This window comes from Mesorhizobium sp. AA23 (assembly GCF_001672435.1).
GTDB lineage: Bacteria > Pseudomonadota > Alphaproteobacteria > Rhizobiales > Rhizobiaceae > Mesorhizobium.
This window is the reverse complement of sequence record NZ_LYTP01000031.1, coordinates 218,062-242,250: the sequence shown is the minus strand read 5'-3', so window position 1 is coordinate 242,250 and position 24,189 is coordinate 218,062. Positions and strand designations below refer to the sequence as shown.

The following is a 24,189-nucleotide window of genomic DNA, read 5'->3' as shown; positions in this document are numbered from 1 at the left end:
CCCCTGGGGTCCTGAAGATACTTCGTCAGCGTGGGCTCATCCCATTTGATGCCGGATTTGCCGGCCTCGGTCATGGCCATGGAATAAGTGAAACCGGGATGCGTGCCCGCGGTGCGCCCGATGACGCCGTTCAGAGAGGGGCCAACCTTGTTCTGGTCCTGGTCTGCAATGTGGCAGACCTTGCACTTGGTGAAGACCTTCTCGCCCGCGGCGGCATCCTGCGCCCGCGAAGCGCTTGCAAGGAAGATCGTGGCCGACGAGGCGATGAAAAGTGCGATTGCACGCATGGCATTCCTCCCTGATCGATCGTCATTTGCGCCGGACGATCCGCACCACGCCAGCTGCGCTGGGGCGGCCTGCACGGTAGAGCGGAATATCCGTGGTCCCACCAATGGAATTGCGGCATCTACATACCACAGCATCAAGCCAATGGGTAGAAACGGCAATTTGTGCGAAGGTGCACGTCGCCCAAGCTGCGCAGCGGTTCTGGCAGAACGACATGCATCAAAACACGGACCTAAAGCGCGTCGCCTGAGTCCGGCTCCTCGCGACGCGCCTTAGGCCGTGTGCTGAGAGTCACGGCGGATCGGTATTGCAGCTTGCAGCCATCTGTCCGATCGCCTCGGACAGTCCGGCGAGTTCGAAATCGGCCTCGCCGCGTCCCGACAGCAGGCCGAAGCGCCATGACAGCAACAGCCGGCTCGCCGAAACCAGCCGCTTGATGCCATCGGCTCCGTCCCTGACCAGCATTTTACCGCGTGGGCCGACAGACCAGCTTTCATCGAACTTGCCGCCGCCATCGACCATGACCGACATGGTGATCTTGCGGCTGGCGGAGACTGAATCGTTGAGTTGCAGCCATTCGCTCCAACGCGGTTCGCCGCCCGGTCGACAAGCCAGCGTCAGCACCGGACTGTAGCCCAGCGCGCCGCCGCCGGTGATCAGCTTGTTGGTGGCGTATAGCGACGCAGTGACCTGGCCGTCGTTGCCGGCGTCGACGCGCCAGTTGCCGAGATCGGGTCCGGCCTCTGCCACACCGGCCGCGGCAAGCAAGAGCGCCGCGGTAACGACCACGCCCCTCATCGTGAATGCCACACCCACCGACGCCTCCAAACGACCCTGCGCAATGTGATATCGAGCAGATAATCATCAATGTTCGGTATCGCCAGCAGCGTGCATTCATCTGAAGCGGGTGGTGTTGCCCCGCAGCAACAACAGAGAACATGAACGAAAAAGGCCGCCTCGTGGGCGGCCTTTCGAAATCAGCTTATCGCCGGTTTTACTCGGCGTCCTTGGCGGCCTTCTTCTTCGGCGCGGCCTTCTTCTTGGGCTCTTCCGCCTCACCGGCTGCTTCGCCGGCCTTGGCCTCGGCTTTCTTGGAGGAAGCCTTCTTCGCCGGCTTCGCCTTGCTGGCGCTCTCGGCCTCCTCGTCGTCCGCCATCAGCTCTTCCTTGCTGACCTTCACGTCCTCGACTGAAATCTGGCCCAGCAAATAGTCGACGACCTTTTCCTCGAACATCGGCGCGCGGAGCGAATTGATCGCCTCGGGGTTGCTGCGGTAGAACTCGAAAGCTTCCTGCTGCTGGTTGGCCGGGAAGCGGCGAACCTGCTCGAACAGGCCGCGCTGCAGTTCATCGTCCGACACGGTGACCCCGGCCTTCTCGCCGATCTCGGCAAGAACCAAGCCGAGACGCACGCGACGTTCGGCCAGGCGCATATATTCGGCGCGCGCCTCTTCCTCCGTCGTTTCTTCGTCGGCAAAGGTACGGCCGGCGGCTTCGAGGTCGCGGTTGACCTGCGCCCAGATGTTGTTGAACTCGGCCTCGACGAGCTTCGACGGCGCCTCGAAGGAATAGGCGGCATCGAGCTGGTCGAGGAGCTGGCGCTTCACCTTCTGGCGGGTCATGGAACCGAACTGGTTCTCGATCTGGCCGCGCACGATCTCGCGCAGGCGCTCCAGCGATTCCAGGCCAAGGTTCTTGGCCGTCTCGTCATTGATCTCGAGCGCGCCGGGCTTGGCCACTTCCTTGACGGTGACGTCGAAGGTGGCTTCCTTGCCGGCCAGATGCGCTGCCTGGTAGTTCTCCGGGAAGGTCACCGTGACCTGCTTCTCATCGCCCGCCTTGGTGCCGACCAGTTGGTCCTCGAAGCCCGGGATGAACTCTTTCGAGCCCAGCACCAGCGGCTGGTCGGTGCCGGCGCCGCCGGCGAACGCCTCGCCGCCGATCTTGCCGACATAATCGATGCTCACGCGATCGCCTTCGGCGGCCTTGCCCTCCTTGGGCTCGTAGCTGCGAGCCGATTCAGCGACCCGCTTCACCTGGTCGTCGACCTCCGATTCCGGCACGTCGTAAACCTGACGCGTCACCTTGATGTCGGAGAAATCCTTGACCTCGATGGCCGGGATGACCTCGTAATTGAGGCGGAACTCGAAGTCGGCGCCGCCGGCCAGGATCTTCTCCGCCTCCTTCTCGTCCTCGGTCATGATGACTTCAGGCTGCATGGCGGCCTTTTCGCCGCGGCCCGAGATGATCGAGCGGGTCGAGTCGTTGAGGATCTCGTTGACCACCTCGGCCATGAACGACTTGCCGTACATCTTGCGCAGGTGCTGCACCGGCACCTTGCCCGGGCGGAAACCGTTGATCCGCACCTTGCCGCGGGCGTCGTTCAGCCGCGCCATCAGCTTGGCTTCCATGTCACCGGCCGGCACGGTGATCTTGATCTCGCGCTTGAGACCGGAGTTGAGCGTTTCGGTGACCTGCATCCTAAAACCTTTGTTTTCACCAACGAGGCTGCCAAACGGTCCTTAGCCGTTTACAGCCTGCCGGTATATTCTTGCCGGAAATGGCTTTGGTACGGAACCTGGTGATTTGACCGCCAATGCGGCTCAAACTCTCCTGAACTGCGCTTCCAAAATGTGAAGAAGTCTTTGTTTTTCCTACTTCTTCTTACATTCGGCAGAAGCGGATAGTCGCGTCCCGTCACATTCGACACGCCTTTTGTCACAGGCTAGGCTAATTTTCAACCATCTTCGCGATTACGAGAATGACGGTGACTTGGACCGCGACATTGACAGAATGATGGCTACATGGGATTGCCGGGGAACGCGGATGTGGCGGAATTGGTAGACGCCCTGGATTTAGGTTCCAGTGCCGAAAGGCGTGGGGGTTCGAGTCCCTTCATCCGCACCACCCTTCGCCTTGGCGAGCTTCTGGTGTAGGTCACCCTATGGTCGTCAGAGCGAAGCGTGTCCCCGAACCTTTGCAAGGAAGGACCGGAGCCATCAACTTCTGGCGGCGCACGCAAGGCTCGAGCAGACAATCCGCTTTTTCGTGTGCAATTCCCTTGAAATAGCGCGTCAACAGGTTCTTAGTCGCAGCAACAGGCAGGTTGGGGCTCTGTCAGCTTGTGCGCCTAGTTTCTCTGGTTCTGGCGGCTGGGTCGGCTGTCGCGGCAGCGACATGTCACGTTGAGGCCTTGGAGTACACTTCGGTTTCCTCTCCGGGCCAGCAGCCAATGCTTCTTGTATCCGGTGAGTTTGGCGCCAATGAACCCCTGAACGCCTTCAGCAACGCGGTTGCGAGCAGCAGGGCCAGGATGATCGTATTCAACTCCCGCGGCGGCAACGTCGGCAGTGCGATTCGCTTGGGGCGACTGATCCGCGCGGCGGGGTTGGATACTTTTCAGCTTCGCCAATTGCAGTGCGCCTCAGCCTGCTCACTGGCCTTCCTGGGCGGCGTCCACCGCGTTGCCGAACCAGGTTCCATCGGCGTTCATCGGCCGTCCCTCAAACCGGCCGACGGGATGTCAAATGAAGACGCGGAGGCCCGTTTCCAGTTCGGCACGGCCGCAATCATATCCTATGTGGTCGAGATGGGAGCGGATCCCAAGCTGATGGAATTGGCTTCGAGCTATGACAAGCATGACATACGGTACCTGTCGGCCAGCGAAATGGCAGAGTTGCGTGTGACCAATGCCGCAGCGAACCAGCCGCCAGCAGATGCATTGCAGGTATCAACGACGCCGGATCCTGCGTCCGTGTCCGCTCCTGCGCCCGACGCCAGGCAACAGCCGGAAGGCGTTGCGGTCACCTTCGTCAGGGACCTCATCGAGCATCATGGCGATAACAACGATTTCGCTCTTGCTCAGGCTCAGGCGTCCTACGCTCCCACGGTCGACTATCATGGCAAGTTGACGAACCTAAGTTCGATCATTGAGGACAAGAGGAGCTATTACCAGCGATGGCCTGAACGCGGATACAACGTCCGCAATGACAGCATTGCGGTCAGCTGCGCCAACGATCGCTGCAAGGTCTCAGGCATCTACGACTGGATTGTGCGCAGCCCCTCGACACACAAGCAGGAGAAAGGCGTAGCGGACTTCAGCTATACGATATCGATCGGTCCCTATCCCAAAATCATCGCCGAGACGGGCGATGTCCGGCCATAACCAGGACCGTCGTTAACGCGGACCGTCGCGCTGACGCCCAGGCCCGAACACACTAATAAAGCGGCTCCTCGAACAGCGTCTTGTCGCCGTCCATGAGCGCCTTGATCTGCGCCTTGCCATTGGCGGAGAGCGCCAGCTTGACGCCGAACGGCCGCACGCGCATGTCGTTCTGGATCGCCATCCCCTTGCCCTCCGGCAGGTAGAAACGCTCGATCCCGTATTCCGGCGTGATCGTCATCTCGGGTGAGCGCAGATCCCAGCCATCCGCTACATGCCCGACAATGTCGGCCTCATCGGAAGCGGCAGGCGCCGGCGCCTGATCGAACCATGCCGCGCTCGGCTGCCAGTAGCCGTCCACAGCCTTCTTCAACCTGACGACGATCTCGGAGTCATTGCTGGTGAACTTGCCCGGCCGAATGTTGGCGATAAGCTTCACCGGGATGCGCGAGATGTCATAGCCAAGCGAGATATAATCGCCGCGCAGAAGATCGCGCGGGTCAACGGGCTCAACCTTGAGCAGGACCTCCTTGCCGTTGCGCAGGATCGCCGCGCGTCCGGCGATGATCCAGCCCAGCAAGCCGATTTGGACAAGCGCCGTCACCAGGGCCGCGATGATCAGTCTTTTGCCGCTCATGCCGCTGCTCCTCCGGCGGGCGTCTTCATTCGTTTTTCAACGCGGATGATGACCAGCGCCAGTATTCCCAGCAGCACGGCCGCGGACAGGAAGAAGCCAGCCGTGTCGAGCATCGACTGCAACATCACCACATAGATAATGGCGAGCTCGAAGGCAAAGCCGGCATACGCCACCCAGCGCAAGCCTCTGCTTTCACGGCCGCCGAGCATGATCGCCGCGACGATGCCGGCAAGCGCGGCTGCCGAGGCAATGGCAAAGCCGCTGTTGTAGCTCGCCTCATCGGCCAGTTCGAACTGGACCATTGCGAGGCCGGCAAGAAAGCCGATGAGCGCATGCAATGGCAGCCTGCCGCCGAGTTGCACGACGCTGTCGACGGGTTCGGCGACAAAGATCGCTGCCGCGAACAGCAGCATCGAGACGAGCACGAGCGGAATCGCGACCTGGAGCGTGTTGTGGTCGATCGCCAGCAGCAGGAGATAGAATACGATCGAAAGGATGATGACGTGCCGCGCCACCTGGCTGCGTGTCCAGAATGAAATGGCGAACAGCACCAGCACGATAGCGGCGAAGAGATGCGGGAACTCGGCCCGGCGGAAAAATCCTCCCCATTTAAGGAACAGCCAGGCATCGGCGATGCCGACGGAGGCGACGGTGAGCGGGTTCGAGCGCAATGCGACCGCCGCCAGCGCCGTGCCGGCGCACCACGTCAGCAATGCCGAAGCCTCGTCGCCCGACAGATGATACATCTGACCGATCAGCGCGATTGACCCGCCAAAGGCCGCGGCGGCGATGATCCATAGCGCCTCACCGATCGCCGCATGGTCGCGTGTCTTCAGAACGGCGCCAGCGACATAACCGCCGAGGATGACAGCAAACAGCGCCGTCACGCGCGCCAGGCGCGGAATGGCTTCCCAGTTGGCGGCGACGAAGATCAGGATCGCGGCACCGAACAGCAACGCCGCCATCATCGCCAGGATAGAGCCGAAGCTCAGCGAGGCGCGATCGCTGGCGGCAACGTCACGCGTCAATGCGTCCGCCGTCGGCGCGTCGATCAGGCCCGCCTGCCGCCAGCGGGCAATATCGGCCCTCACCTTCGTCGCATAGCCCGCCATCCGTTCCCCCGAGCTTGGCCATTTTACTACCTCGCGCCGCAAATCGTTGACGCAACGGCATTTTCCGATTCGGTCTTCCTTATGACGCAAGCGTGAATCGCCGTTAATGTTGCATTGCACAATTTGCATTGCTGCCATGCACCAATGGCACTTTTAAACCGATATGACCCTGCCTATTTTCCGTTCGTACACAAACGGAATGATCCGAACCAAAGACGAAACGAGCACTACCATGAACCTGATCCGCAACTACCGCAACTGGCGCCGCTACCGGGACACCGTTTCCGAGCTGAGCCGCCTGTCGAACCGTGAACTGACCGACCTCGGCATCAGCCGCAGCGACATTCACTACGTCGCTCGCAAGGCGGTCTAATCCGCTTCGGACCGCGAATGGTCCGAACCAGTTTTTGAGAAGAGCAAGACAATGAACCTGATCCGCAGCTACCGTAACTGGCGCGTTTATCGCGAGACGGTTTCTGAGCTGGGTCGGCTTTCGAACCGCCAGCTCAATGATCTCGGCATCGTTCGCGACGAGATCAAGATGATCGCCCGCAAGGCGGTTTGACAAGGAATCTCGCCAGGGTCGACCTCCTCCCCGACCCTGACGGATACGGTCAGCCTTTACCTCCTCCCGAAGGTTGACCACCGAAACGGCGCCCGCCGGACCTCCTCCCCCGGCGGGCGTTGTTCTCCGAAAGGATCCGCCCCTTCAATTGGCGGAAGGAATTTCGTCAGGGCCGACCTCCTCCCCGGCAATGACGAATATGGTCGATCTTCACCTCCTCCCGAGGATCGACCCCCAAAACGACACCCGCCGGACCTCCTCCCCCGGCGGGTGTTGTTGTTTTGGAGGTAGTCGGCCCGTCGAAGCCTAATTGCATTCGCCGCGCCAAGCGACTATCTCGGCGCTCATGAGCAAAGATCCCGTTCACGTCATCGGCGGCGGCCTCGCCGGCTCCGAAGCCGCATGGCAGATCGCAGAAGCCGGCGTGCCGGTCGTGCTGCACGAGATGCGCCCGGTGCGCGGCACCGACGCGCACAAGACCGACGGGCTCGCCGAGCTCGTCTGCTCCAACTCGTTCCGCTCGGACGACGCCGAGACCAATGCAGTTGGCTTGCTCCATGCCGAAATGCGGCTCGCCGGCTCGCTGATCATGAGCGCCGGCGACGCGCACCAAGTCCCGGCCGGCGGCGCTTTAGCCGTCGACCGCGACGGTTTTTCCGACGCAGTAACCGCAAAAATCGAAGCGCATCCGCTGATTACCATCCAGCGCGAGGAAGTGCCTGGACTTCCGCCGGCGGATTGGGACCAGGCGATCATCGCCACCGGTCCGCTGACCGCGCCTTCGCTTGCGCAGTCGATTGCCGAAGCAACCGGCGCCGATGCGCTCGCCTTTTTCGACGCCATCGCGCCGATCGTGCATTTCGACACCATCGACATGAACACCTGCTGGTACCAGTCGCGCTACGACAAAGTTGGCCCCGGCGGCACCGGTAAGGACTACATCAACTGCCCGATGGACAAGGAGCAATATCTCGACTTCGTGGCGGCGTTGCTGGAGGGCCAAAAGACCGAGTTCAAGCAGTGGGAAGGCACGCCCTATTTCGACGGCTGCCTTCCGATCGAGGTGATGGCCGAGCGCGGCGTCGAGACGCTGCGCTACGGGCCGATGAAGCCGATGGGGCTGACCAACGTCCACAATCCGTCGGTCAAAGCCTATGCAGTGGTGCAGCTTCGCCAGGACAATGCGCTGGGCACGCTCTACAACATGGTCGGTTTCCAGACCAAGCTGAAGCATGCCGAGCAGGTCCGCATCTTCCGCACCATTCCCGGACTGGAGAATGCCGAATTCGCCCGCCTCGGCGGCCTGCACCGCAACACTTATATCAACTCGCCGACGCTGCTCGATCCGTCGCTGCAGCTGAAGTCGCGCCCCGGCCTGCGTTTTGCCGGCCAGATCACCGGGTGCGAAGGCTATGTCGAAAGCGCCGCGATCGGCCTGCTCGCCGGCCGCTTCGCCGCGGCCGAACGGCTCGGCCGGGCGGCCTCACTGCCGCCGTCGACCACGGCCTTCGGCGCGCTGCTCAACCATATTACCGGCGGCCACATCGTCTCCGACGACGAGCCGGGCAAGCGCTCCTTCCAGCCGATGAACGTCAATTTCGGCCTGTTCCCGCCGATCGAGGCTCCAAAGTCCGAAGGCAAGCGCCTGCGCGGCAAGGACAAGACCGTTGCCAAGCGCCGCGCGATCACGGCGCGCGCATTGGCCGATTGTCGCGTGTGGCTGGGCCTGCCTTCGCAGGCGCAGGCAGCGGAATAGCTACTCCGCCGGCTCGGCACTCGCCGCCGGCAATCCCGGCTTTCCTGCTTCGGACGGATTCCTCCGCACATAGGCCGCCTTCAACGTCTCCGACGTATCGCGCGAGCCGTCATGGCTCCAGCCTGGCGGCCGGATCAGATAGCTGAGACGCTGGCCGAGCGTCAGTCCCGGCATCATCGCATCCTTGAACATGCCGATCCATTCATGGAAGGCGACCTTCAGCGGGTTGAAGGTGCCGATGTTCTTGACAATGCCGTAGCGCGGCCGGTCCTCGTCCAGTTCCGCAACGAAAGTGCCGAACATGCGGTCCCAGATGATCAGCGTGCCGGCATAGTTGGCGTCCAGATAGCGCGGATTGGTGGCGTGGTGGACGCGGTGGTGCGAGGGCGTGTTGAAGACGAATTCGAACCAGCCCCACATCTTGCCGATCGTTTCGGTGTGGATCCAGAACTGCCAGACGAGGTTGAAGCCGAAGACGAACGCAATGACGGCCGGATGGAAGCCGAGCAGCACCAGCGGCGCCTGCAGCACGAACATGAAGGTGAAGAGACCGGTCCAGCTTTGCCGGAGCGCCGTCGAGAGATTGTAATGCTGGCTGGAATGATGGTTGACGTGCTCGGCCCAAACCCAGCGCACCCGATGCGCGATGCGGTGGTAGACATAGTAACGCAAATCATCGAGCAGGAAGGCGGCGACAAACACCCAGATCGACAGGCCGAGATTGAAGAAACGGAACTGCCAGAGCCACAGCAGCGCCCAGTAGGATACGACACCGAGCAGCAGGCCGGCGACGACATTGCCCGTCCCCATCATCAGGCTGGCCAGCGTGTCGCGCGTCTCGAACGATCCCTTGGCGCGGCCGGTGCGTACCAGCCAGAGCTCGATCAGGATCGCCGTGACGAAGAACGGGATGGCAAGCTGGGTGACCTGCGGGAAATTGTAATCGTCCATCACGCCGCCTCTCGGATCTGATCGTGCCTCAGCAGCACCGCCGCCACGGTCAGCGCGTCTGCCTCGTCGGCGAGGGCAAACCGCCCGCCTTTCCAGGTGAAATCATCCATTTTCAGCGACAAGACATTACCTTCCCGCACCAGGGCGAGCACATCCCGCGGCGTGACGATGCGGGTTAGGAAACAGTCGCCGATGCTCTGGACGATGCCGCAGCGCTGCGGGTCGAGTTCCAGGATGGCGGCTTGCCTGTCCGATGTCAGCCTGACCGCCCCAGGCTTTTCGTCTGGAAAGTCTTCGGCAAAACGTGCGAGCGCGTGTTCAGCCCCGGCAAGCGTCGCGGTCGCCGTACCGCCGGTGAAATGCACGGCCGCCACCGACAGCGCGATGCCGAACACGACAAGGACGACCAAAACTGGCAGGCTCATGGAAAGGCGGTCCTCCGCTGGCTCGCATTTCTCTGATGCGAGTCCACGCGCAGAACCCCTAGCATGGTTGACGTTTACGTCAAAGGGGCGTCCAGCCATGCATGGCATGACGCAAGAGCAGCCAGTGCCGGCGCAGGGTTGAGAGGGTCGAAGTGCCCCCGAGTGGAGACCGACCCGGCTTTTCCATCCTGTCGAGATAGGCATGTGTGAGCGCCAGCGGCAGGAAGGCGGGGCGCAGCGACGCGGGGAGAGCCGACGCGCCCTTCTCGAAAGCGCCGAGATGCTCTCGCGCCAGCGCGATCATCGCCCCGACCGCGCGCTCCGCGGCAGCATCGCCGTCGCCCTTGACGAACTCTTCCGGCGAGGTGCCGGCGGCTGCCAGGATATCAGAGGGGATAAAGCACTGTCCACGGCGACGGTGCAGCGGCAACAAAAGCAGCAAGCCGGTGATGGCCTGCGCGCAGCCCGCCCTGCCCGCCAGTTCGGCAAAGCGTGGCGCGGCATTCGGATCGAGCACCATGGCCGCAAGCTGGATGATCGCCGCGGCCGTCTCGCCGCAATAACCCTCAAGGTCGGTCCGCGACGGCATCGGATCGTTGTAGAGATCGAAGATACGCGCTTCGAGCATGTTCTCGAAAGCGGCCTTCGGCAGATGGTTGGCGGCAATCGCCGCCCTCAGCGCGTCGGCGGTCGGATGACCTGTCTCCGCCTCGCCCTCGGCCAAGATGACATCGCGCCACCATTGCAGCCGGACCTCGCCCGGCAGCGGCTCCTGGATGCGGTCGCGAACGCTGGCGACCTCGGCATTGAAGGCATAGAGCGCAAGCAACGCGTCACGCCTCTCGGCGGGCGCGTAAAGCGCGGACAGATAGCGATCATGGTCTGCGGCACGCACCGCATCCATGACGATGTTGGACATGTCGGCCATCAATCGACGGCGATCAGCGCTGCGGCCACGGCACGGTCCTCGGCCAGCAGCACGTTGTAGGTGCGCACGGCCGCGCCCGTCGACATCGGGTCGGCCGAAATGCCGGCCTCTTTCAGCGCGGAGCGGAGTGCAGCCGGCAGCGGCCGCAGATCCTTGCCGGTGCCGACCAGCAGGATTTCTACCTTGTCGGCCTGGGCGAACAGCTTGTCGAAGTCCGAAGCTTTTAGCGCCAGCGGATCGGCCGGCTCCCAGCCATGGATACCGGACGGCAGGCACAGCAGCGAGCCTCGATGCGACATGTCGGCAAAGCGGAACCCGCCATTGCCATAGGCCTCGACCGGCGCCCTGCCCGGGAAATGCGCCTCTCGGATGACGATGCCTTTGGCCATGGGGCTAGAGCATGATGCCGAAAAGGGTGGAGCGGTTTTCGGACGACATTATGCTCTATCTCTTTGATTTAGAGCGGATTCAGATCTCAGTTCGACTCGACCTGAGATCATCCGGCTCTGACGGCTTCAGGTCGCCACGGCCTTGCCGTTCGCCGGCTTGGTCTCTTCGGCGGCTGCGGCCTGCGGCCTGAGCTTGAAGAGGATCAGCAGCGGCGCGGCGATGAAGATCGACGAATAGGTGCCGAACACCACGCCGAACAGCATCGCCAGCGTGAAGGAGCGGATCACCTCGCCGCCGAACAGCACCAGTGCCAACAGCGCAAGGATGGTGGTCACCGAGGTCAGCGTGGTTCTGGACAGCGTCTCGTTGATGGCGTTGTTCAACAGCTGCGGCAACGGCATCTTTTTGTATTTTCTTAAGTCTTCGCGGACGCGGTCATAGACGACGATGGTGTCGTTGAGTGAGTAGCCGATGATGGTCAGGATCGCCGCGAGCGACGACTGGTTGAATTCCAGTCCGGTTATGACGAAGAAGCCGATGGTCATCACCACATCGTGCACCGTGGCGATGATGGCGCCGACGGCGAACTGCCACTCGAAGCGGAACCACACATAGAGCAGGATGCCGACCAGCGCGATGAGCATGGCGATCGTGCCTTGCTTGGCGAGCTCGCCGGAGACCGTCGGTCCGACCACCTCCACGCGGCGGAAGTCATACTGGTCCTGCAGTTCGCCGCGCACCTTGTCGATGACGGTCTGCTCGGCATTCTCGCCGGCGTCCTGCGTGCTGACGCGGATCAGAACGTCGTTCGGCGCGCCGAACTGCTGCACCTGGATCTCGCCGATGTTGAGCTCGGAGAGCCTGTTGCGGATGTCACCGAGATCGGCGTCGCCCTGCTTGGACTGCACCTCGATCATCGAGCCGCCCTTGAAGTCGATGCCGTAATTGATGTCGATGGTGAGGAACCCGACAACTGACAGGATCGACAAGATGCTGGACAAAGCGAACGTCCAGCGGCGGATACCCATGAACGGGATCCTGGTGCCGGGCGGAATGAAGGTGACCGGCGCGCGCGGCAATTCCTTCGGACGGGCGCGGCGCAGCCAGATCGACACCAGCATGCGGGTGAAGGTGAAGGCGGTGAAAACGGTGGTCAGAATGCCGATCGCATAGGTGATGGCGAAACCCTTGACCGGTCCTGTGCCCAGCCAGAACAGCACCACGGTGGCAATCAGCGACGTGACATTGGAGTCGACGATCGTTGCCAGCGCCTTGGCGAAGCCGGTGTCGATCGACTGGATCACCGAGCGGCCAAGTCGCCGCTCCTCTCGAATGCGTTCATAGATCAGAACGTTGGAGTCCACCGCCATGCCGATGGTGAGCACGATGCCGGCGATGCCGGGCAAAGTGAGCGTGGCGCCCAGCAGCGACAGCAGCGCAACGATCATCGCCACGTGGACGGCCAGCGCGATGTTGGCGAGGAAGCCGAGGAAGCCGTATGCGACGAACATGAAGGCGACGACGAGGATCGAACCGATCACGCCCGCCACCTTGCCGGCATGGATGGAATCCTGGCCGAGGCCTGGACCGACCGTTCGCTCTTCGATGACCGTCAGCGTTGCCGGCAGCGCGCCGGCGCGCAGCAGCACGGCAAGGTCATTGGCGCTCTGCGGGGTGAAATTGCCGGAAATCTGCCCGGTACCGCCCAGGATCGGCTCACGGATCTGCGGCGCCGAAATCACTTGGTTGTCGAGGACGATGGCGAACAGCTTGCCGACATTCTGCGCCGTCGCCTGGCCGAACCGTGTCGCTCCCTTGGAATCGAAACGGAATGAAACCACCGGCTCGTTGGTCTGCGAATTGTAGGTCGCCTGCGCGTCGACCAGATTTTCGCCGGAAACGATGACGCGGTTTTCGATGAGATAGGGGACCGGCGGATCGTCTTGCGAGTAGAGGACGGAAGAGCCTGCGGGCGGACGGCCCTTCAGCGCATCCTGCACAGGCATCGACTGGTCGACCATCTGGAAGGTCAGCTTGGCGGTCTGTCCGAGAATCTCCTTCAGCCGCTGCGGATCCTGCAGGCCCGGCACCTGGACAAGGATGCGGTCGTCGCCCTGCCGCTGCACGATCGGCTCGGTCGTGCCGAGCTCGTTGACGCGGCGCTCGACCACTTCGATCGACTGCGACAGAGCCGTTGAGGTGCGGTATTTCAGGCCGGCGTCGGTGACCGTGAATTTGAGCAGGCCGGGCTCGGAGTCATCCAGCGACATTTCCTGGATGGAGCCGCCGCTGAACAGTCCAGCCGCCACCGGATCGGTCAGCGGCTTCAGGACTTTCTTGGCCTGGTCGAGTTGAGCCTGGTCCGTGATGCGAACCTGCACGGTGCGGCCGGAACCGGAAAGGCCGGTGTAATTGATCTTGGGATTGGCCTCGCGCAGCAGCGTCCTGATCTCGTCGCGCGTCGTCTCCATCCTATCCTTGATCAGATCGTTCTGATTCATTTCAAGCAGGATGTGCGAGCCGCCCTGAAGGTCGAGGCCGAGCGTCATCTGCCGCTTTGGCACCCAGCTCGGCAGTTGCGCCAGCATGCTTGCAGGGAACAGGTTGGGCGCGGCGAGGACCACTGTGACGGCCACGGCCAGCCAGATCAGGATCATCTTCAGGCGCGAGAAATAAAGCATTCGTTCTTATCCGTTCAGGCGTACAAGCGGCAGCGTTCCGCCATCGAGGTGGTGATTACTTCTTGGCGTTCTGGTTCGCCACCGGTTCGCCCTTGACGCGCACGTCGGAGATCGTCGAGCGCAGCGCCGTCACCTTGGTCCCGCCGCCAAGGTCGATCTCCAGCTCGTTGTCGTCGATCACCTTGGTCACCTTGCCGACGAAGCCGCCGCCGGTCACCACCGTATCGCCGCGGCGCACTGCGGCCAGCATTTCCTGGCGCTTCTTCAGCTGCGTGCGCTGCGGCCTGATGATCAGAAAATACATGATCACGAAAATCAGGACAAACGGCAAAATGCTGATGAACATATCGGGCGAGGTGCCGACGCCTTGGGCGTATGCCGGTGTGACGAACATCAAGAAACTCCTGGATGGTGAAATACCGCCGGGACGGCCCCGCGAAATTTTGGCCGGAATATAGTCGGTAAAGTTGCCAATGCAACTGCGCGACCCGCCGAATCCGTTGCTTTTCCAGCCGTTTGGCGCGTGCTAGAGCGTCGCAGCCGGAAGCCGGTTGGAGCCGGCCGAAAAGATCGTGCTACAACAGAAGCTTGCAGTTGGTTCTTGGTGCGCAGCCGCGGATCCGTTTCACGTTCCGCGATTGCCGAAGCGAAAAAGACCGGAAATGACCGATAGCCTGGATGCCCTGAACAAAAAGCTCGACCGCCTGATCGACGCGGTCTCCCGTCTCGCCCCGCCACCGGTTCCCGAGACCGACCTCGGCTTGGCCGATTGCTTCGTCTGGCAGGCCGATCCGGGCTACCTGGAGCCGGTCCACAAGGTCAATCGCGTCGACATCGGCCTGATCCGCGGCGTTGACCGGGTCCGCGACATCCTGCTCGACAACACCGAGCGCTTCGCGTCCGGCTTCGCCGCCAACAATGTGCTGCTCTGGGGCGCGCGCGGCATGGGAAAGTCGTCGCTGGTCAAGGCCGTGCACGCCAAGGTCAATGCCTCGGACAAGCTCGACCGGCCGCTGAAGCTGATCGAGATCCATCGCGAGGACATCGACACCCTGCCCAAGCTGATGAGCCCTTTGAAGGCGGCGCCCTACCACTTCATCCTGTTTTGCGACGATCTTTCCTTCGACCATGACGACACTTCCTACAAGTCGCTCAAGGCAGCGCTCGAAGGCGGCGTCGAGGGCCGTCCGGCCAATGTCATCTTCTACGCCACGTCGAACCGGCGCCATCTGTTGCCGCGCGATATGATCGACAATGAGCGCTCGACCGCGATCAACCCGTCGGAAGCGGTGGAGGAGAAAGTCTCGCTCTCCGACCGCTTCGGCCTGTGGCTCGGCTTCCACAAATGCTCGCAGGACGAATATCTCGACATGATCGACGGCTATGTCCGTTACCATGCCCTCGCGATTGATCCCGAGACGTTGCGCGCGGAAGCCTTGGAATGGGCAACGACGCGCGGCAGCCGCTCCGGCCGCGTCGCCTGGCAGTTCACCCAGGATCTTGCCGGACGGCTCGGCAAGCCGCTCAAGGACTGATAGCCCATATCACCGGCTGCACTGAAAAAGCCCGCTCCTGGCGGAGCGGGCTGAAGCCGGCGGGCCGGACTGGAGGTCAGGCGGCCCGCAATTTGTTCTTGTTCTATTCGAGATAGCCGCTCGGATCGACCGGGGCAGAGTTCTTGCGCACCTCGAAGTGCAGCTTCGGCGAGTCCGTGGTGCCGCTCATGCCGGACAGCGCGATCTCCTGGCCGCGCTTGACCTTCTGGCCGCGCTGCACCTCGATCGAGCTGGCGTGGCCGTAGACGGTGACCAGGCCGTTCTCGTGGCGCACCAGCACCGTGTTGCCGAACTCCTTGAGGCCGTCGCCGGCATAGATGACGACACCGTTTTCGGCCGCCTTGATCGGCGTCCCTTCCGGCACCGCGATGTCGACGCCGTCCTTGCCGGAGCCGAAGCCGGAGATGACGCGGCCGCGCACCGGCCAGCGCATCTTGCCGATGCCGGTCGCATCCGGCGCCACTGCATCGTCGTCCTCGGCCTGCTGGATGACCTTGGCGTCCTTCTTCGGCGGCGTGTAGGAGGCGAGCGTCTCCGACGGTGTGGTCTTTGCCGGCGGCTGCGTGGTTGCCGTCGTCACCGGATCGACGGTCGGCTTGGTCGCGACAGGCTTCGCGGCAGCGACGGCAACGGTGCCGCCGGCCGGAACCTTGAGCGTCTGGCCGATCTTCAAGAGGCCGTCCTTCATGCCGTTGGCCTGCTTGAGCGCCGTGACGCCGACGCCGGTCTTGCGGGCGATCGAAGACAGGGAATCGCCCTGCTGAACGGTGTAGGTACCGCCGGCGCCGGCCGGCTTTGCCTCGGCCATCTGGGCGGGCGTGGCGCTCTTCGAACCGCTGGCCGCCGCCGATGCATCGACCTGCGCGGCGGATTTGCCGTCCTTGAGTTTTGGCTGCTGCGGCAGCACGGCAACCTTCTCCGGCGCGCCGGCGGGCTGCTTCGGTGTGTTGGCGGGCTTGGTGCTGTCGGCAACCTTCGGCCCGCCCTTGCTCGAATAGGCATAGGCCGGAATGACGATCTTCTGGCCGGTTCTGATGCCCTTGTTGGCATCGAGCCCGTTGACCTTGATGATCGCATCGGCCGGCACATGATATTGCCGAGCGAGACCGGAAATCGTCTCGCCTTCCCTCACCACGATCTCGGTCGCGTGTGGCGCCGCGCTTGCGTTGCGCACCGCGTCGGGCTCGGCGGTCTTGAACGGCTTGGCCGGCGCGACTGTGTTGGTGGCCGTCCTGTCGAGATGCGGCGCGGCAGGAGCCGGCGCAAGTGCCGGGGCCGAGGCGGTGCGTATCGGCTTGGCGGCGGCCGGCGCCGAGGGCGGCGGCAATTGCTGGGACGTCACCGGTTCGAGACTGGAGCGGCTCACCGACTGGGTGTGACTGCCGTCGACTGGGGCCGGCGCGACCGTATCGCCCGGATAGGGCTGGTCGACATTCTGCTTGTTGATGATGGCGCGCTGATTGTTGGTGGACGATGTGAAGACGTCGTCGACACCATTGAAGCGCATCGCCTGGGAGCTGCAGCCTGCCGCGGCACCGGCGATCATGAGGACGGCGCAGCCGCGCGCCAGATTGCGTCCGTTTGCCTTCAAACCATTGAATTGCATCGCACTAACCCGCACAGACCCGGTACAAACTGGTCATGATTAAAGCGCGTTAATGTTACTGGCCGGTTAACCCATTAGAATCCGCCGAAAATTTTCTTAAAACATTTTTCGACAGGCGCGACGAAGTCCGGACAGATCGTGCCGGCCGAGACGAGACGGACGTCTCGGGAACCGGCGAATCGCACGAAATGAGACCGGGCGAGCAGCGGCACCACCCTCACACGACCACGCCTTCGCTTGGTTTGGCTTGCTGACCGCCCAAGTCGGGTACAGCGTCGACAACGCCCTCTTCTACGTCAAGGGAGGCGCGGCCGTGACTCACGACCGTTTCGATGTTCTCTTTTCACCCGACACGACCGCCGGCGAGACAGACGATCAGACCCGCTGGGGGGGGGTGCCTTGGGTGCCGGTCTTGAATATGGCTTTGCCCCGAATTGGTCACTCGCGATCGAATACGATCACCTGTTCATGCCCGACAAGACCACCACCGTCACGGTCGTTGGCGCGCGCGGGGGCCCCTTCAGCACCGAGCACATCGATCAGGATGTCGATCTCGTTGGTTTGCACCTGAACTACCGCTGCGGTGGCTGACTGGAGTGATGGTCGCAGCCGCGTTCGACGCGGTTAGCCGTCGATCGCAGGGCTGGCGCGCTAGATCACCGCAGCAACGCTGCGCAGGACCGGCTGCAGCCTGACCAAGCCGATGTCCTCGCGCTCGAAACGGCTGCCGACCTTGGTGAGCTTGGCCAGCACCTGCTCGCCCTCCTCCGGGCCGATCGGCGCGATGACGACGCCACCGCTCGACAATTGATCGAGCAGGAAGCGCGGCAGGCTATCGAAGGCCGCCCAGGCAATGATGCGGTCGAACGGCCCTTCGTTGGGCAGGCCGTTGGAGCCGTCGGCCTGGCGTACGATGACATTGCTGATGCCGAGCGCCTCGAAACGCTGCTTTGCCTGCTCGGCCAAGGTTTTGTAGCGGTCGACGCTGACGACGCGCGCGGCGAGCCTGGACATCACGGCTGCCGTATAACCCGACCCGGTGCCGATCTCGAGCACGCGGTTGCCCGGCTCGATGGCCAAAGCCGCAATCACCGCCGCCTGAAGGTCCGCGCCCTCGATCGCCTCGCCGCATTCGATCGGCAGCATGCCTTCCGACCAGGCCATCGAATGGAACTGCGCGGATAGGAAGCCGCGCCGCGGCGTCGCCTCGAAGGCGGCGACCAGTGCCTTCGGCGCCGCGCCCCTGCCGCGCAGCCGCAGCAGGAAAGCGGCGAAACCTTCACGGTCGTCGATAGCCATGGTCATGACAGCGCCTTGGTCAGCTGGTCGCGGAGTTCATGGGCGGTCAGGTCGAGCTGCAGCGGCGTCACCGACACCAGCCGGTTACGCAACGCGTAAAGATCGGTGCCCTTTTTGCCTTCGACCGGCTCTCGGCCGAAGCGCAGCCAGTAATAAGGCAGACCGCGGCCGTCGCGGCGCTCGTCGACCCAAAGACTGTGCACGAGCTTTCCCTGCGCGGTCACGACCGTGCCCTCGATTTCGTCGGGTGCGCAGTTCGGGAAATTGACGTTGAGCAGCACACCTTCCGGCAGCGGCGTTGCGATCAGCTTTTCGAGCAGCGCCGGTGCCAGCGCTTCGGTCGTCTCGTAAGGGACGACGCGGTCCTCGCCGAGATAGGAATAGGCCTGGCTGACCGCGATCGAACGGATACCGAGCAGCGCCCCCTCCATGGCGCCGGCCACCGTGCCCGAATAAGTAACGTCGTCGGCGATGTTGGCGCCGGAGTTGACCCCCGAAAGGATGAGGTCAGGCGGCCCGGGGAGGATCTTTTTCGTGCCCATGATGACGCAGTCGGTCGGCGTGCCGCGCACGGCGAAATGCTTCTCGCCGACCTTCCTCAGCCTGAGCGGTTCCGAAATCGAAAGCGAATGCGCGTAGCCGGACTGGTCCTGCTCGGGCGCCACCACCCAGACATCATCCGAGAGCGTTCGGGCGATGCGTTCGAGCGACGCAAGGCCTTCGGCGTGGATCCCGTCATCATTGGTCAGCAGGATGCGCATGAACTCATTTCGATTCGATCTTGGCGAGACCACCCATGTAAGGCCGCAGCACTTCAGGAATGGTTACGCTGCCGTCCTCATTCTGGTAGTTTTCGACCACGGCGATGAGAGCACGGCCGACCGCGGTGCCGGAGCCGTTCAACGTGTGCACGAAGCGGTTGCCCTTGCCGTCCTTGTCCTTGTAGCGGGCATCCATGCGCCTCGCCTGGAAGTCGCCGCAGACGGAGCAGGACGAGATTTCGCGATAGGCGTTCTGGCCCGGCAGCCAGACCTCGATGTCGTAGGTCTTGCGTGCGCCAAAGCCCATGTCGCCGGTGCAGAGCGTCACCGTGCGGAACGGCAGGCCGAGCCGCTTCAGCACCTCCTCGGCGCATTGCGTCATGCGCTCATGCTCGGCGAGCGAGCTTTCCTGGTCGGTGATCGACACCAGCTCGACCTTGTAGAACTGGTGCTGGCGCAGCATGCCGCGCGTGTCGCGGCCGGCCGAGCCCGCTTCCGAGCGGAAGCACGGCGTCAGCGCCGTGTAGCGCAGCGGCAGCTTCTCATGCGGCGTGATCTCCTCGCGCACCAGGTTGGTGAGCGGCACTTCCGCGGTTGGGATCAGGCCCAGCCGTCCGTCGCCATGCGGCGTGAAGAACAGGTCCAGTTCGAATTTCGGCAGCTGGTTGGTGCCGAAGAGAACCTCGTCGCGCACCATCAGCGGCGGCTGGATCTCCTCATAGCCGTGCTCTGTCGTGTGCAGGTCGATCATGAACTGGCCGAGCGCGCGCTCCATGCGCGCCAGCTGGCTCTTCAGCACTGTGAAGCGCGAGCCGGACAGCTTCGCCGCACGCTCGAAATCCATCATGCCGAGCGCTTCGCCGATCTCGAAATGCTCCTTCACCCAGTTCGGGCGGGTCGGCACATCGCCGACGACGCGCTTGACGACATTGTCGTGCTCGTCCTTGCCGACCGGCACGTCGTCGAGCGGCACGTTGGGCAGGACCGCAAGCGAGTCGTTCAGCGCCTGGTCGAGCTCGCGCTCGCGCGCCTCGCCGTTCTGGATGAACGCCTTGATCTCGCCGACCTCGGCCTTGAGCTTTTCAGCAAGCGCGGCCTCGCCCGAGCGCATGGCATTGCCGATCTCCTTCGAAGCGGCATTGCGGCGCTCCTGCTTGACCTGCAATTCGCTGAGGTGGGTGCGCCGCTCCTCGTCCCTGGCGATCAGATCCTCGACGGCGGACTGGGCGTCGTCAGCAGACCACGAGCGCTTCACCAGCGCTTCGACAAGGGCCTTCGGGTTGTCGCGAATCCATTTGATGTCAAGCATGGCTTTCCGTCCTCGAGTAAGGTTCGAGGGCGTAAACCGCATCCCTGATCGATGCAAGACAGCAGCAGCCGGCAGCCGTGTTTTTCAGGCCTAGGACAGGGTTTTGGCGCTAGGGGTTGACGGCGCGTCCGGCGTCTTTCCGGCGACAGCGCTGCCTGCCTCTTCCTGCCTGTCGCGCGCCAGCCGGTCGCGCTCCCGGCTGCGCTCGATCAGGCGCGAAGTGAAGATCGCGACCTCGTAGAGCACGATGGTCGGAAGAGCGAGGCCGATCTGGCTCATCGGATCGGGCGGGGTCAACACCGCGGCGACGACGAAGGCAATGACGATCGCCCATTTGCGCTTCTCGGCCAGTGCCTGCGACGACAGAAGGCCGACGCGCGTCAGCAGGCTGGTCACCACCGGCAGCTGGAACACCAGGCCGAAGGAGAAGATCAGCGTCATGATCAGGCTGAGATATTCCGACACTTTCGGCAGCAAGGAGATCTGCACCTGGTCGTTGGTGCCGACCTGCTGCATGGCGAGGAAGAACCACATCACCATCGGGGTGAAGAAGAAATAGACCAGCGAGGCGCCCATCAGGAACAGGATGGGCGACGCAATCAGGAACGGCAGGAAGGCGCTGCGTTCGTTCTTGTAGAGACCCGGCGCGATGAATTTATAGATCTGCGTGGCGATCAGCGGGAAAGCGATGACCATGCCGCCGAACATGGCGAGCTTCACCTGGGTGAAGAAGAACTCCTGCGGCGCCGTGTAGATCAGCTCGACCTTGTGCGGGTCGAGCCCAGCCCATTGCGTCGCCCATTTGAACGGGACGACCAGAAGGTTGAACAGGCGCTTGGCGAAGAAGAAGCACGCTAGGAAAGCGATGAAGAAGCCGCCCAGCGACCAGATCAGCCGCCGGCGCAGCTCGACAAGGTGCTCGATCAGCGGCGCCGAGGATTTCTCGATCTCTTCCCTCTCCTTGTCCGAGACGCTCACTTGGCGGCTCCTGCCGTCTTCTTGGCATCGGCGGCCTTTTTCACGGCCGGCTTCTTCGCCGCGGGGTTGGCCTCAACCTTGGGTGCCGCCTTCTTAGCAGGCGCTGCGGCCTTTGCCGCCGCCGGCGCAGATTTTGCTGGGGCTTTAGGCGCCGGAGCCTTGGCCGATGCCGCTTTCGTCGCTGCACCGGCGGCTTTCGTCTTCGACGCGGCCACTTTTTTCGCCGGCTGGGTGGACGCGGCGGTCTCCGCAATGGGCGTGGTCACGGAGGCCTCAGTCATGGCCGGGGAGATCGGCGCAGCTGGCGGGGAGATCGGCACGGCCGGGGCGACCTCAGTTCCGTTGATGCCTGGGATCTCCGTCGCGCCGTTCTTCAGCGGCTCGGCAGGCTGCGGGGTCGTTGCATCCGAGGACGCCTGATCGGAAGCCGGCTTGGGCTTCATCATCGTATCGACGCCGGCCCGCACGTCGGCCGCCGCCTGCTCGAACGGATTGAGCTGCTTGCGGATTTCGTTGATCGGGCTGAGGCCACGAAGGCTGTCGACCGAGTTCTTGACATCGTCAAGCTCGGCTTCCTTCAGGGCGTCGTTGAACTGCTTCTGGAAGTCGCCCGCCATGGCGCGCAATTTGGCCGCGGTGCGGCCAAACGTGCGCAGCATATTGGGCAAATCCTTCGGCCCGACGACCACGATCATGACGACCGCGATCACCAGCAGTTCGCTCCAGCCGACTTCGAACATGGCAAACTATTCCAACGAGAGCCTGTCGCCCAAAAACACGAAACGGTTCTGGGACAACGACATGCTCAAAGCAACTACCGGACTCAGCTCTTGCTGACCTTTTCCTTGCCCGGCGATACGGTCTCGTCGGCGCGGTGCTCGACGGTCCGCTTGTCGTCGGTATCGTCCTCAGCCATGCCCTTCTTGAAGCTCTTGATGCCCTTGGCCATGTCGCCCATCAGCTCCGGCAGCTTGCCGCGGCCGAACAGGAGCAGCACGATGACCAGAACGATCAGCCAGTGCCATATCGATAGTGAACCCATAACAATCTCTCTCGAATGTTTTCCCTCGGCGATGATCTATGCGTTTTCGCTCGGGGATTCAAACACAACCGCAATGAAGTTGGTAAAATGGCTAGCGGATGTCACGCACTTTCGGCGTGAGCGCCTTGCTACGAATCCGCGCAGCCCCTGCTAATAAACCATTCGTATCGGTTTCGCACTCACTCTTCGGTGACGCGCGGCGTGAGCAATCCGAGCTCCTCGAGGTCGATATCGGTCAGCGCATCCTCGTCCTCGGCCAGCGCGTCCGGATCGGCCGGCGGCACCGGCATCGAGAAATTGGACGGCATGCGCGTCGAAAGCAATCCGGCGCCCTTCAGCTCTTCCATGCCGGGCAGGTCGCGGATCTCCTCCAGCGCGAAGTGATCGAGGAAAGCGTCGGTCGTGCCGTAGGTCACGGGACGGCCGGGCGTGCGGCGGCGGCCGCGCATCCTGACCCACTCCGTCTCCAGCAGCGTGTCCAGCGTGCCCTTCGAGGTCTCGACCCCCCTGATATCCTCGATCTCGGCGCGGGTGACCGGCTGGTGATAGGCGATGATCGCCAGAACTTCGAGCGCCGCGCGCGAGAGCTTTCTCTGCTGGACCGAGTCCCGGCTCATCAGGAAAGCCAGGTCGCCGGCGGTGCGGAACGCCCAGGCGTCGCCGACCCGCACCAGGTTGACCCCCCGCTTGGCGTAGATTTCCTGCAGATCGGCCATTGCGGCCGCAATGTTGACGCCCTCGGGCAGGCGCGCCGCCAGTTGCCTGTCACTGACCGGCTCGGCGCTGGCGAAGATGATCGCCTCGGCCATGCGGACTGCTTCCGACAATTGCAGCCGCTCGGCGGGGTTCTCGATAGAACCCTGCTCGGCCATCTCGGCTTCCGGTTCGACCTCGACCTTGAACGGGATGACCGAAGCGTTGGCGCGTTCACTCATGATGCCACCTCGACTGCCTTGACCCCTCGTGCGCGGCCGCGCAGATAGATCGGCGCGAAGACCTGATCCTGCCGCAGATCCAGCTTGCCCTCGCGCACCATTTCGAGTGTCGCGGCGAACGAACTGGCGATTGCCGTGCGCCTTTCTTCCGGCGCGGCCAGATATTGGATCAGGAAGCTGTCGAGCGCCGTCCAGTCGCCAATCGTTCCAACCAGCCGTGCCAGCACGTCGCGTGCGTCCTTCAGCGACCATACGGCGCGCCTGGCGATCGTCACGTTGCTGATCGCCTGCCGCTGGCGCTGCTGCGCATAGGCGGTCAGCAGATCGTAGAGCGAGGCCGAATAGGCATTGCGCTTCTCGACGATCACCATTTCCGGCATGCCGCGCGCGAAGACGTCGCGGCCGAGCCGGTTGCGGTTGACCAGCCGCGCAGCGGCATCACGCATCGCCTCCAGCCGCTTCAGCCGGAACTGCAGCACCGCTGCCAGTTCCTCGCCGCTCTCGCCCTCTTCGCCCGGCTGTTTCGGGATCAACAGCTTCGACTTGAGGAAGGCAAGCCATGCCGCCATGACCAGATAGTCGGCCGCGAGTTCCAATCTCAGCGCCCTCACCTTCTCGATGAAGGCCAGATATTGCTCGGCGAGCGCCAGGATCGAGATGCGGGCGAGATCGACCTTCTGGTTGCGCGCCAGATGCAGCAGAAGATCGAGCGGGCCCTCGAAGCCGGCGACATCGACCACCAGCGACGGATCGCTAGTCAGACGTGACTCGTCGTTCTCGGCCCACAGACGGTCCATCGGTGCGGCCTTCGC

The 24,189-nt window shown here is 63.0% G+C and carries 26 protein-coding genes and 1 tRNA gene; 7 read left to right on the top strand and 20 right to left on the bottom strand.

Features of this window, described 5'->3' with window-relative positions; translation table 11 throughout:
• The 3 genes from A9K66_RS26730 to tig all read right to left on the bottom strand — a co-directional run.
• The coding region (locus tag A9K66_RS26730; protein WP_067329602.1) for a c-type cytochrome at positions 1-287 on the bottom strand (287 nt) is incomplete at its 3' end.
• Between the two features lie 289 nt (positions 288-576).
• Positions 577-1,083: a hypothetical protein gene (locus tag A9K66_RS26725; RefSeq protein WP_067000878.1), complete on the bottom strand. Its 507-nt coding sequence runs from the start codon at positions 1,081-1,083 to the stop codon at positions 577-579.
• Between the two features lie 196 nt (positions 1,084-1,279).
• Positions 1,280-2,764 (bottom strand): trigger factor, encoded by a 1,485-nt coding sequence (tig, locus tag A9K66_RS26720; RefSeq protein ID WP_067329599.1) that lies wholly within the window; start codon positions 2,762-2,764, stop codon positions 1,280-1,282.
• Positions 2,765-3,106: 342 nt separating this feature from the next.
• On the opposite strand from tig, the gene A9K66_RS26715 reads away from it, so the two are divergent.
• Together A9K66_RS26715 and A9K66_RS26710 are read left to right on the top strand one after the other, a co-directional pair.
• Positions 3,107-3,191 (top strand) — tRNA-Leu (locus A9K66_RS26715).
• Between the two features lie 406 nt (positions 3,192-3,597).
• Positions 3,598-4,449, top strand: a complete 852-nt coding sequence (locus A9K66_RS26710) for a hypothetical protein (protein ID WP_197507525.1) — start codon at positions 3,598-3,600, stop codon at positions 4,447-4,449.
• A gap of 52 nt (positions 4,450-4,501) precedes the next feature.
• Here A9K66_RS26710 and A9K66_RS26705 read toward each other — a convergent pair whose 3' ends face one another.
• The gene (locus A9K66_RS26705) at positions 4,502-5,083 is read right to left on the bottom strand and encodes a GDYXXLXY domain-containing protein (protein ID WP_067329593.1); all 582 of its coding nucleotides are present in this window, start codon (positions 5,081-5,083) and stop codon (positions 4,502-4,504) included.
• The gene (locus A9K66_RS26700) at positions 5,080-6,195 is read right to left on the bottom strand and encodes a DUF2157 domain-containing protein (RefSeq protein ID WP_067329590.1); all 1,116 of its coding nucleotides are present in this window, start codon (positions 6,193-6,195) and stop codon (positions 5,080-5,082) included. Before A9K66_RS26700 ends, A9K66_RS26705 begins: the two co-directional genes overlap by 4 nt.
• A gap of 232 nt (positions 6,196-6,427) precedes the next feature.
• On the opposite strand from A9K66_RS26700, the gene A9K66_RS26695 reads away from it, so the two are divergent.
• The 3 genes from A9K66_RS26695 (at position 6,428) to trmFO (ending at position 8,516) form a co-directional block, all read left to right on the top strand.
• A complete protein-coding gene (locus tag A9K66_RS26695; protein WP_006335194.1) occupies positions 6,428-6,568 on the top strand; it encodes a DUF1127 domain-containing protein in 141 nt (46 codons plus the stop codon).
• A gap of 51 nt (positions 6,569-6,619) precedes the next feature.
• A complete protein-coding gene (locus A9K66_RS26690) occupies positions 6,620-6,760 on the top strand; it encodes a DUF1127 domain-containing protein (protein WP_067000031.1) in 141 nt (46 codons plus the stop codon).
• 346 nt (positions 6,761-7,106) lie between these two features.
• Positions 7,107-8,516: a methylenetetrahydrofolate--tRNA-(uracil(54)-C(5))-methyltransferase (FADH(2)-oxidizing) TrmFO gene (gene trmFO, locus A9K66_RS26685; RefSeq protein ID WP_067329587.1), complete on the top strand. Its 1,410-nt coding sequence runs from the start codon at positions 7,107-7,109 to the stop codon at positions 8,514-8,516.
• On the opposite strand, the gene A9K66_RS26680 is transcribed toward trmFO, so the two are convergent.
• From A9K66_RS26680 to yajC, 6 genes are all read right to left on the bottom strand, one after another.
• Positions 8,517-9,467: a sterol desaturase family protein gene (locus A9K66_RS26680; RefSeq protein ID WP_176477710.1), complete on the bottom strand. Its 951-nt coding sequence runs from the start codon at positions 9,465-9,467 to the stop codon at positions 8,517-8,519.
• Entirely contained in the window at positions 9,467-9,892 is a 426-nt protein-coding gene (locus tag A9K66_RS26675) for a hypothetical protein (protein ID WP_067329583.1), read from the bottom strand. Before A9K66_RS26675 ends, A9K66_RS26680 begins: the two co-directional genes overlap by 1 nt.
• A 79-nt stretch (positions 9,893-9,971) precedes the next feature.
• On the bottom strand, positions 9,972-10,820 hold the full coding sequence (locus tag A9K66_RS26670) for a phytoene/squalene synthase family protein (RefSeq protein ID WP_067329580.1): 849 nt from the start codon (positions 10,818-10,820) through the stop codon (positions 9,972-9,974).
• Positions 10,820-11,209 (bottom strand): Mth938-like domain-containing protein, encoded by a 390-nt coding sequence (locus A9K66_RS26665; RefSeq protein WP_067329577.1) that lies wholly within the window; start codon positions 11,207-11,209, stop codon positions 10,820-10,822. Before A9K66_RS26665 ends, A9K66_RS26670 begins: the two co-directional genes overlap by 1 nt.
• A gap of 126 nt (positions 11,210-11,335) precedes the next feature.
• Positions 11,336-13,891, bottom strand: a complete 2,556-nt coding sequence (gene secDF / locus A9K66_RS26660; RefSeq protein ID WP_067329574.1) for a protein translocase subunit SecDF — start codon at positions 13,889-13,891, stop codon at positions 11,336-11,338.
• Between the two features lie 55 nt (positions 13,892-13,946).
• A complete protein-coding gene (yajC, locus tag A9K66_RS26655; RefSeq protein WP_067000009.1) occupies positions 13,947-14,285 on the bottom strand; it encodes a preprotein translocase subunit YajC in 339 nt (112 codons plus the stop codon).
• A 268-nt stretch (positions 14,286-14,553) separates the two neighbouring features.
• Here yajC and A9K66_RS26650 point away from each other — a divergent pair, with 268 nt between their 5' ends.
• On the top strand, positions 14,554-15,426 hold the full coding sequence (locus A9K66_RS26650; protein WP_067329571.1) for an ATP-binding protein: 873 nt from the start codon (positions 14,554-14,556) through the stop codon (positions 15,424-15,426).
• Positions 15,427-15,529: 103 nt separating this feature from the next.
• Here A9K66_RS26650 and A9K66_RS26645 read toward each other — a convergent pair whose 3' ends face one another.
• Positions 15,530-17,053, bottom strand: coding sequence for a LysM peptidoglycan-binding domain-containing M23 family metallopeptidase (locus A9K66_RS26645; protein ID WP_067329568.1), 1,524 nt, complete (start codon positions 17,051-17,053; stop codon positions 15,530-15,532).
• Between the two features lie 399 nt (positions 17,054-17,452).
• On the opposite strand from A9K66_RS26645, the gene A9K66_RS30595 reads away from it, so the two are divergent.
• Complete coding sequence (locus tag A9K66_RS30595; RefSeq protein WP_156751157.1) at positions 17,453-17,644, top strand: hypothetical protein; 192 nt, start codon at positions 17,453-17,455, stop codon at positions 17,642-17,644.
• Between the two features lie 60 nt (positions 17,645-17,704).
• Here A9K66_RS30595 and A9K66_RS26640 read toward each other — a convergent pair whose 3' ends face one another.
• The 8 genes from A9K66_RS26640 to A9K66_RS26605 form a co-directional block, all read right to left on the bottom strand.
• Positions 17,705-18,358 carry a protein-L-isoaspartate(D-aspartate) O-methyltransferase gene (locus A9K66_RS26640; RefSeq protein WP_067329565.1) on the bottom strand — a complete coding sequence of 218 codons (654 nt, stop codon included), beginning with the start codon at positions 18,356-18,358 and terminating at the stop codon, positions 17,705-17,707.
• Complete coding sequence (gene surE, locus A9K66_RS26635) at positions 18,355-19,113, bottom strand: 5'/3'-nucleotidase SurE (protein ID WP_067329562.1); 759 nt, start codon at positions 19,111-19,113, stop codon at positions 18,355-18,357. The genes A9K66_RS26640 and surE overlap by 4 nt, the downstream gene beginning before the upstream one ends.
• Before the next feature lie 4 nt (positions 19,114-19,117).
• Positions 19,118-20,422 carry a serine--tRNA ligase gene (gene serS / locus A9K66_RS26630; protein WP_067329559.1) on the bottom strand — a complete coding sequence of 435 codons (1,305 nt, stop codon included), beginning with the start codon at positions 20,420-20,422 and terminating at the stop codon, positions 19,118-19,120.
• A 90-nt stretch (positions 20,423-20,512) separates the two neighbouring features.
• Positions 20,513-21,400, bottom strand: coding sequence for a twin-arginine translocase subunit TatC (gene tatC, locus A9K66_RS26625; protein WP_067329556.1), 888 nt, complete (start codon positions 21,398-21,400; stop codon positions 20,513-20,515).
• Positions 21,397-22,140: a Sec-independent protein translocase protein TatB gene (gene tatB, locus A9K66_RS26620; protein WP_067329552.1), complete on the bottom strand. Its 744-nt coding sequence runs from the start codon at positions 22,138-22,140 to the stop codon at positions 21,397-21,399. The genes tatC and tatB overlap by 4 nt, the downstream gene beginning before the upstream one ends.
• Before the next feature lie 83 nt (positions 22,141-22,223).
• Positions 22,224-22,442: a twin-arginine translocase TatA/TatE family subunit gene (locus tag A9K66_RS26615; protein WP_066999984.1), complete on the bottom strand. Its 219-nt coding sequence runs from the start codon at positions 22,440-22,442 to the stop codon at positions 22,224-22,226.
• A 179-nt stretch (positions 22,443-22,621) separates the two neighbouring features.
• Positions 22,622-23,377, bottom strand: coding sequence for an SMC-Scp complex subunit ScpB (scpB, locus tag A9K66_RS26610; RefSeq protein WP_067329549.1), 756 nt, complete (start codon positions 23,375-23,377; stop codon positions 22,622-22,624).
• Entirely contained in the window at positions 23,374-24,174 is an 801-nt protein-coding gene (locus A9K66_RS26605; protein WP_067329546.1) for a ScpA family protein, read from the bottom strand. The genes scpB and A9K66_RS26605 overlap by 4 nt, the downstream gene beginning before the upstream one ends.
• Between the last annotated feature and the right edge of the window lie 15 nt (positions 24,175-24,189).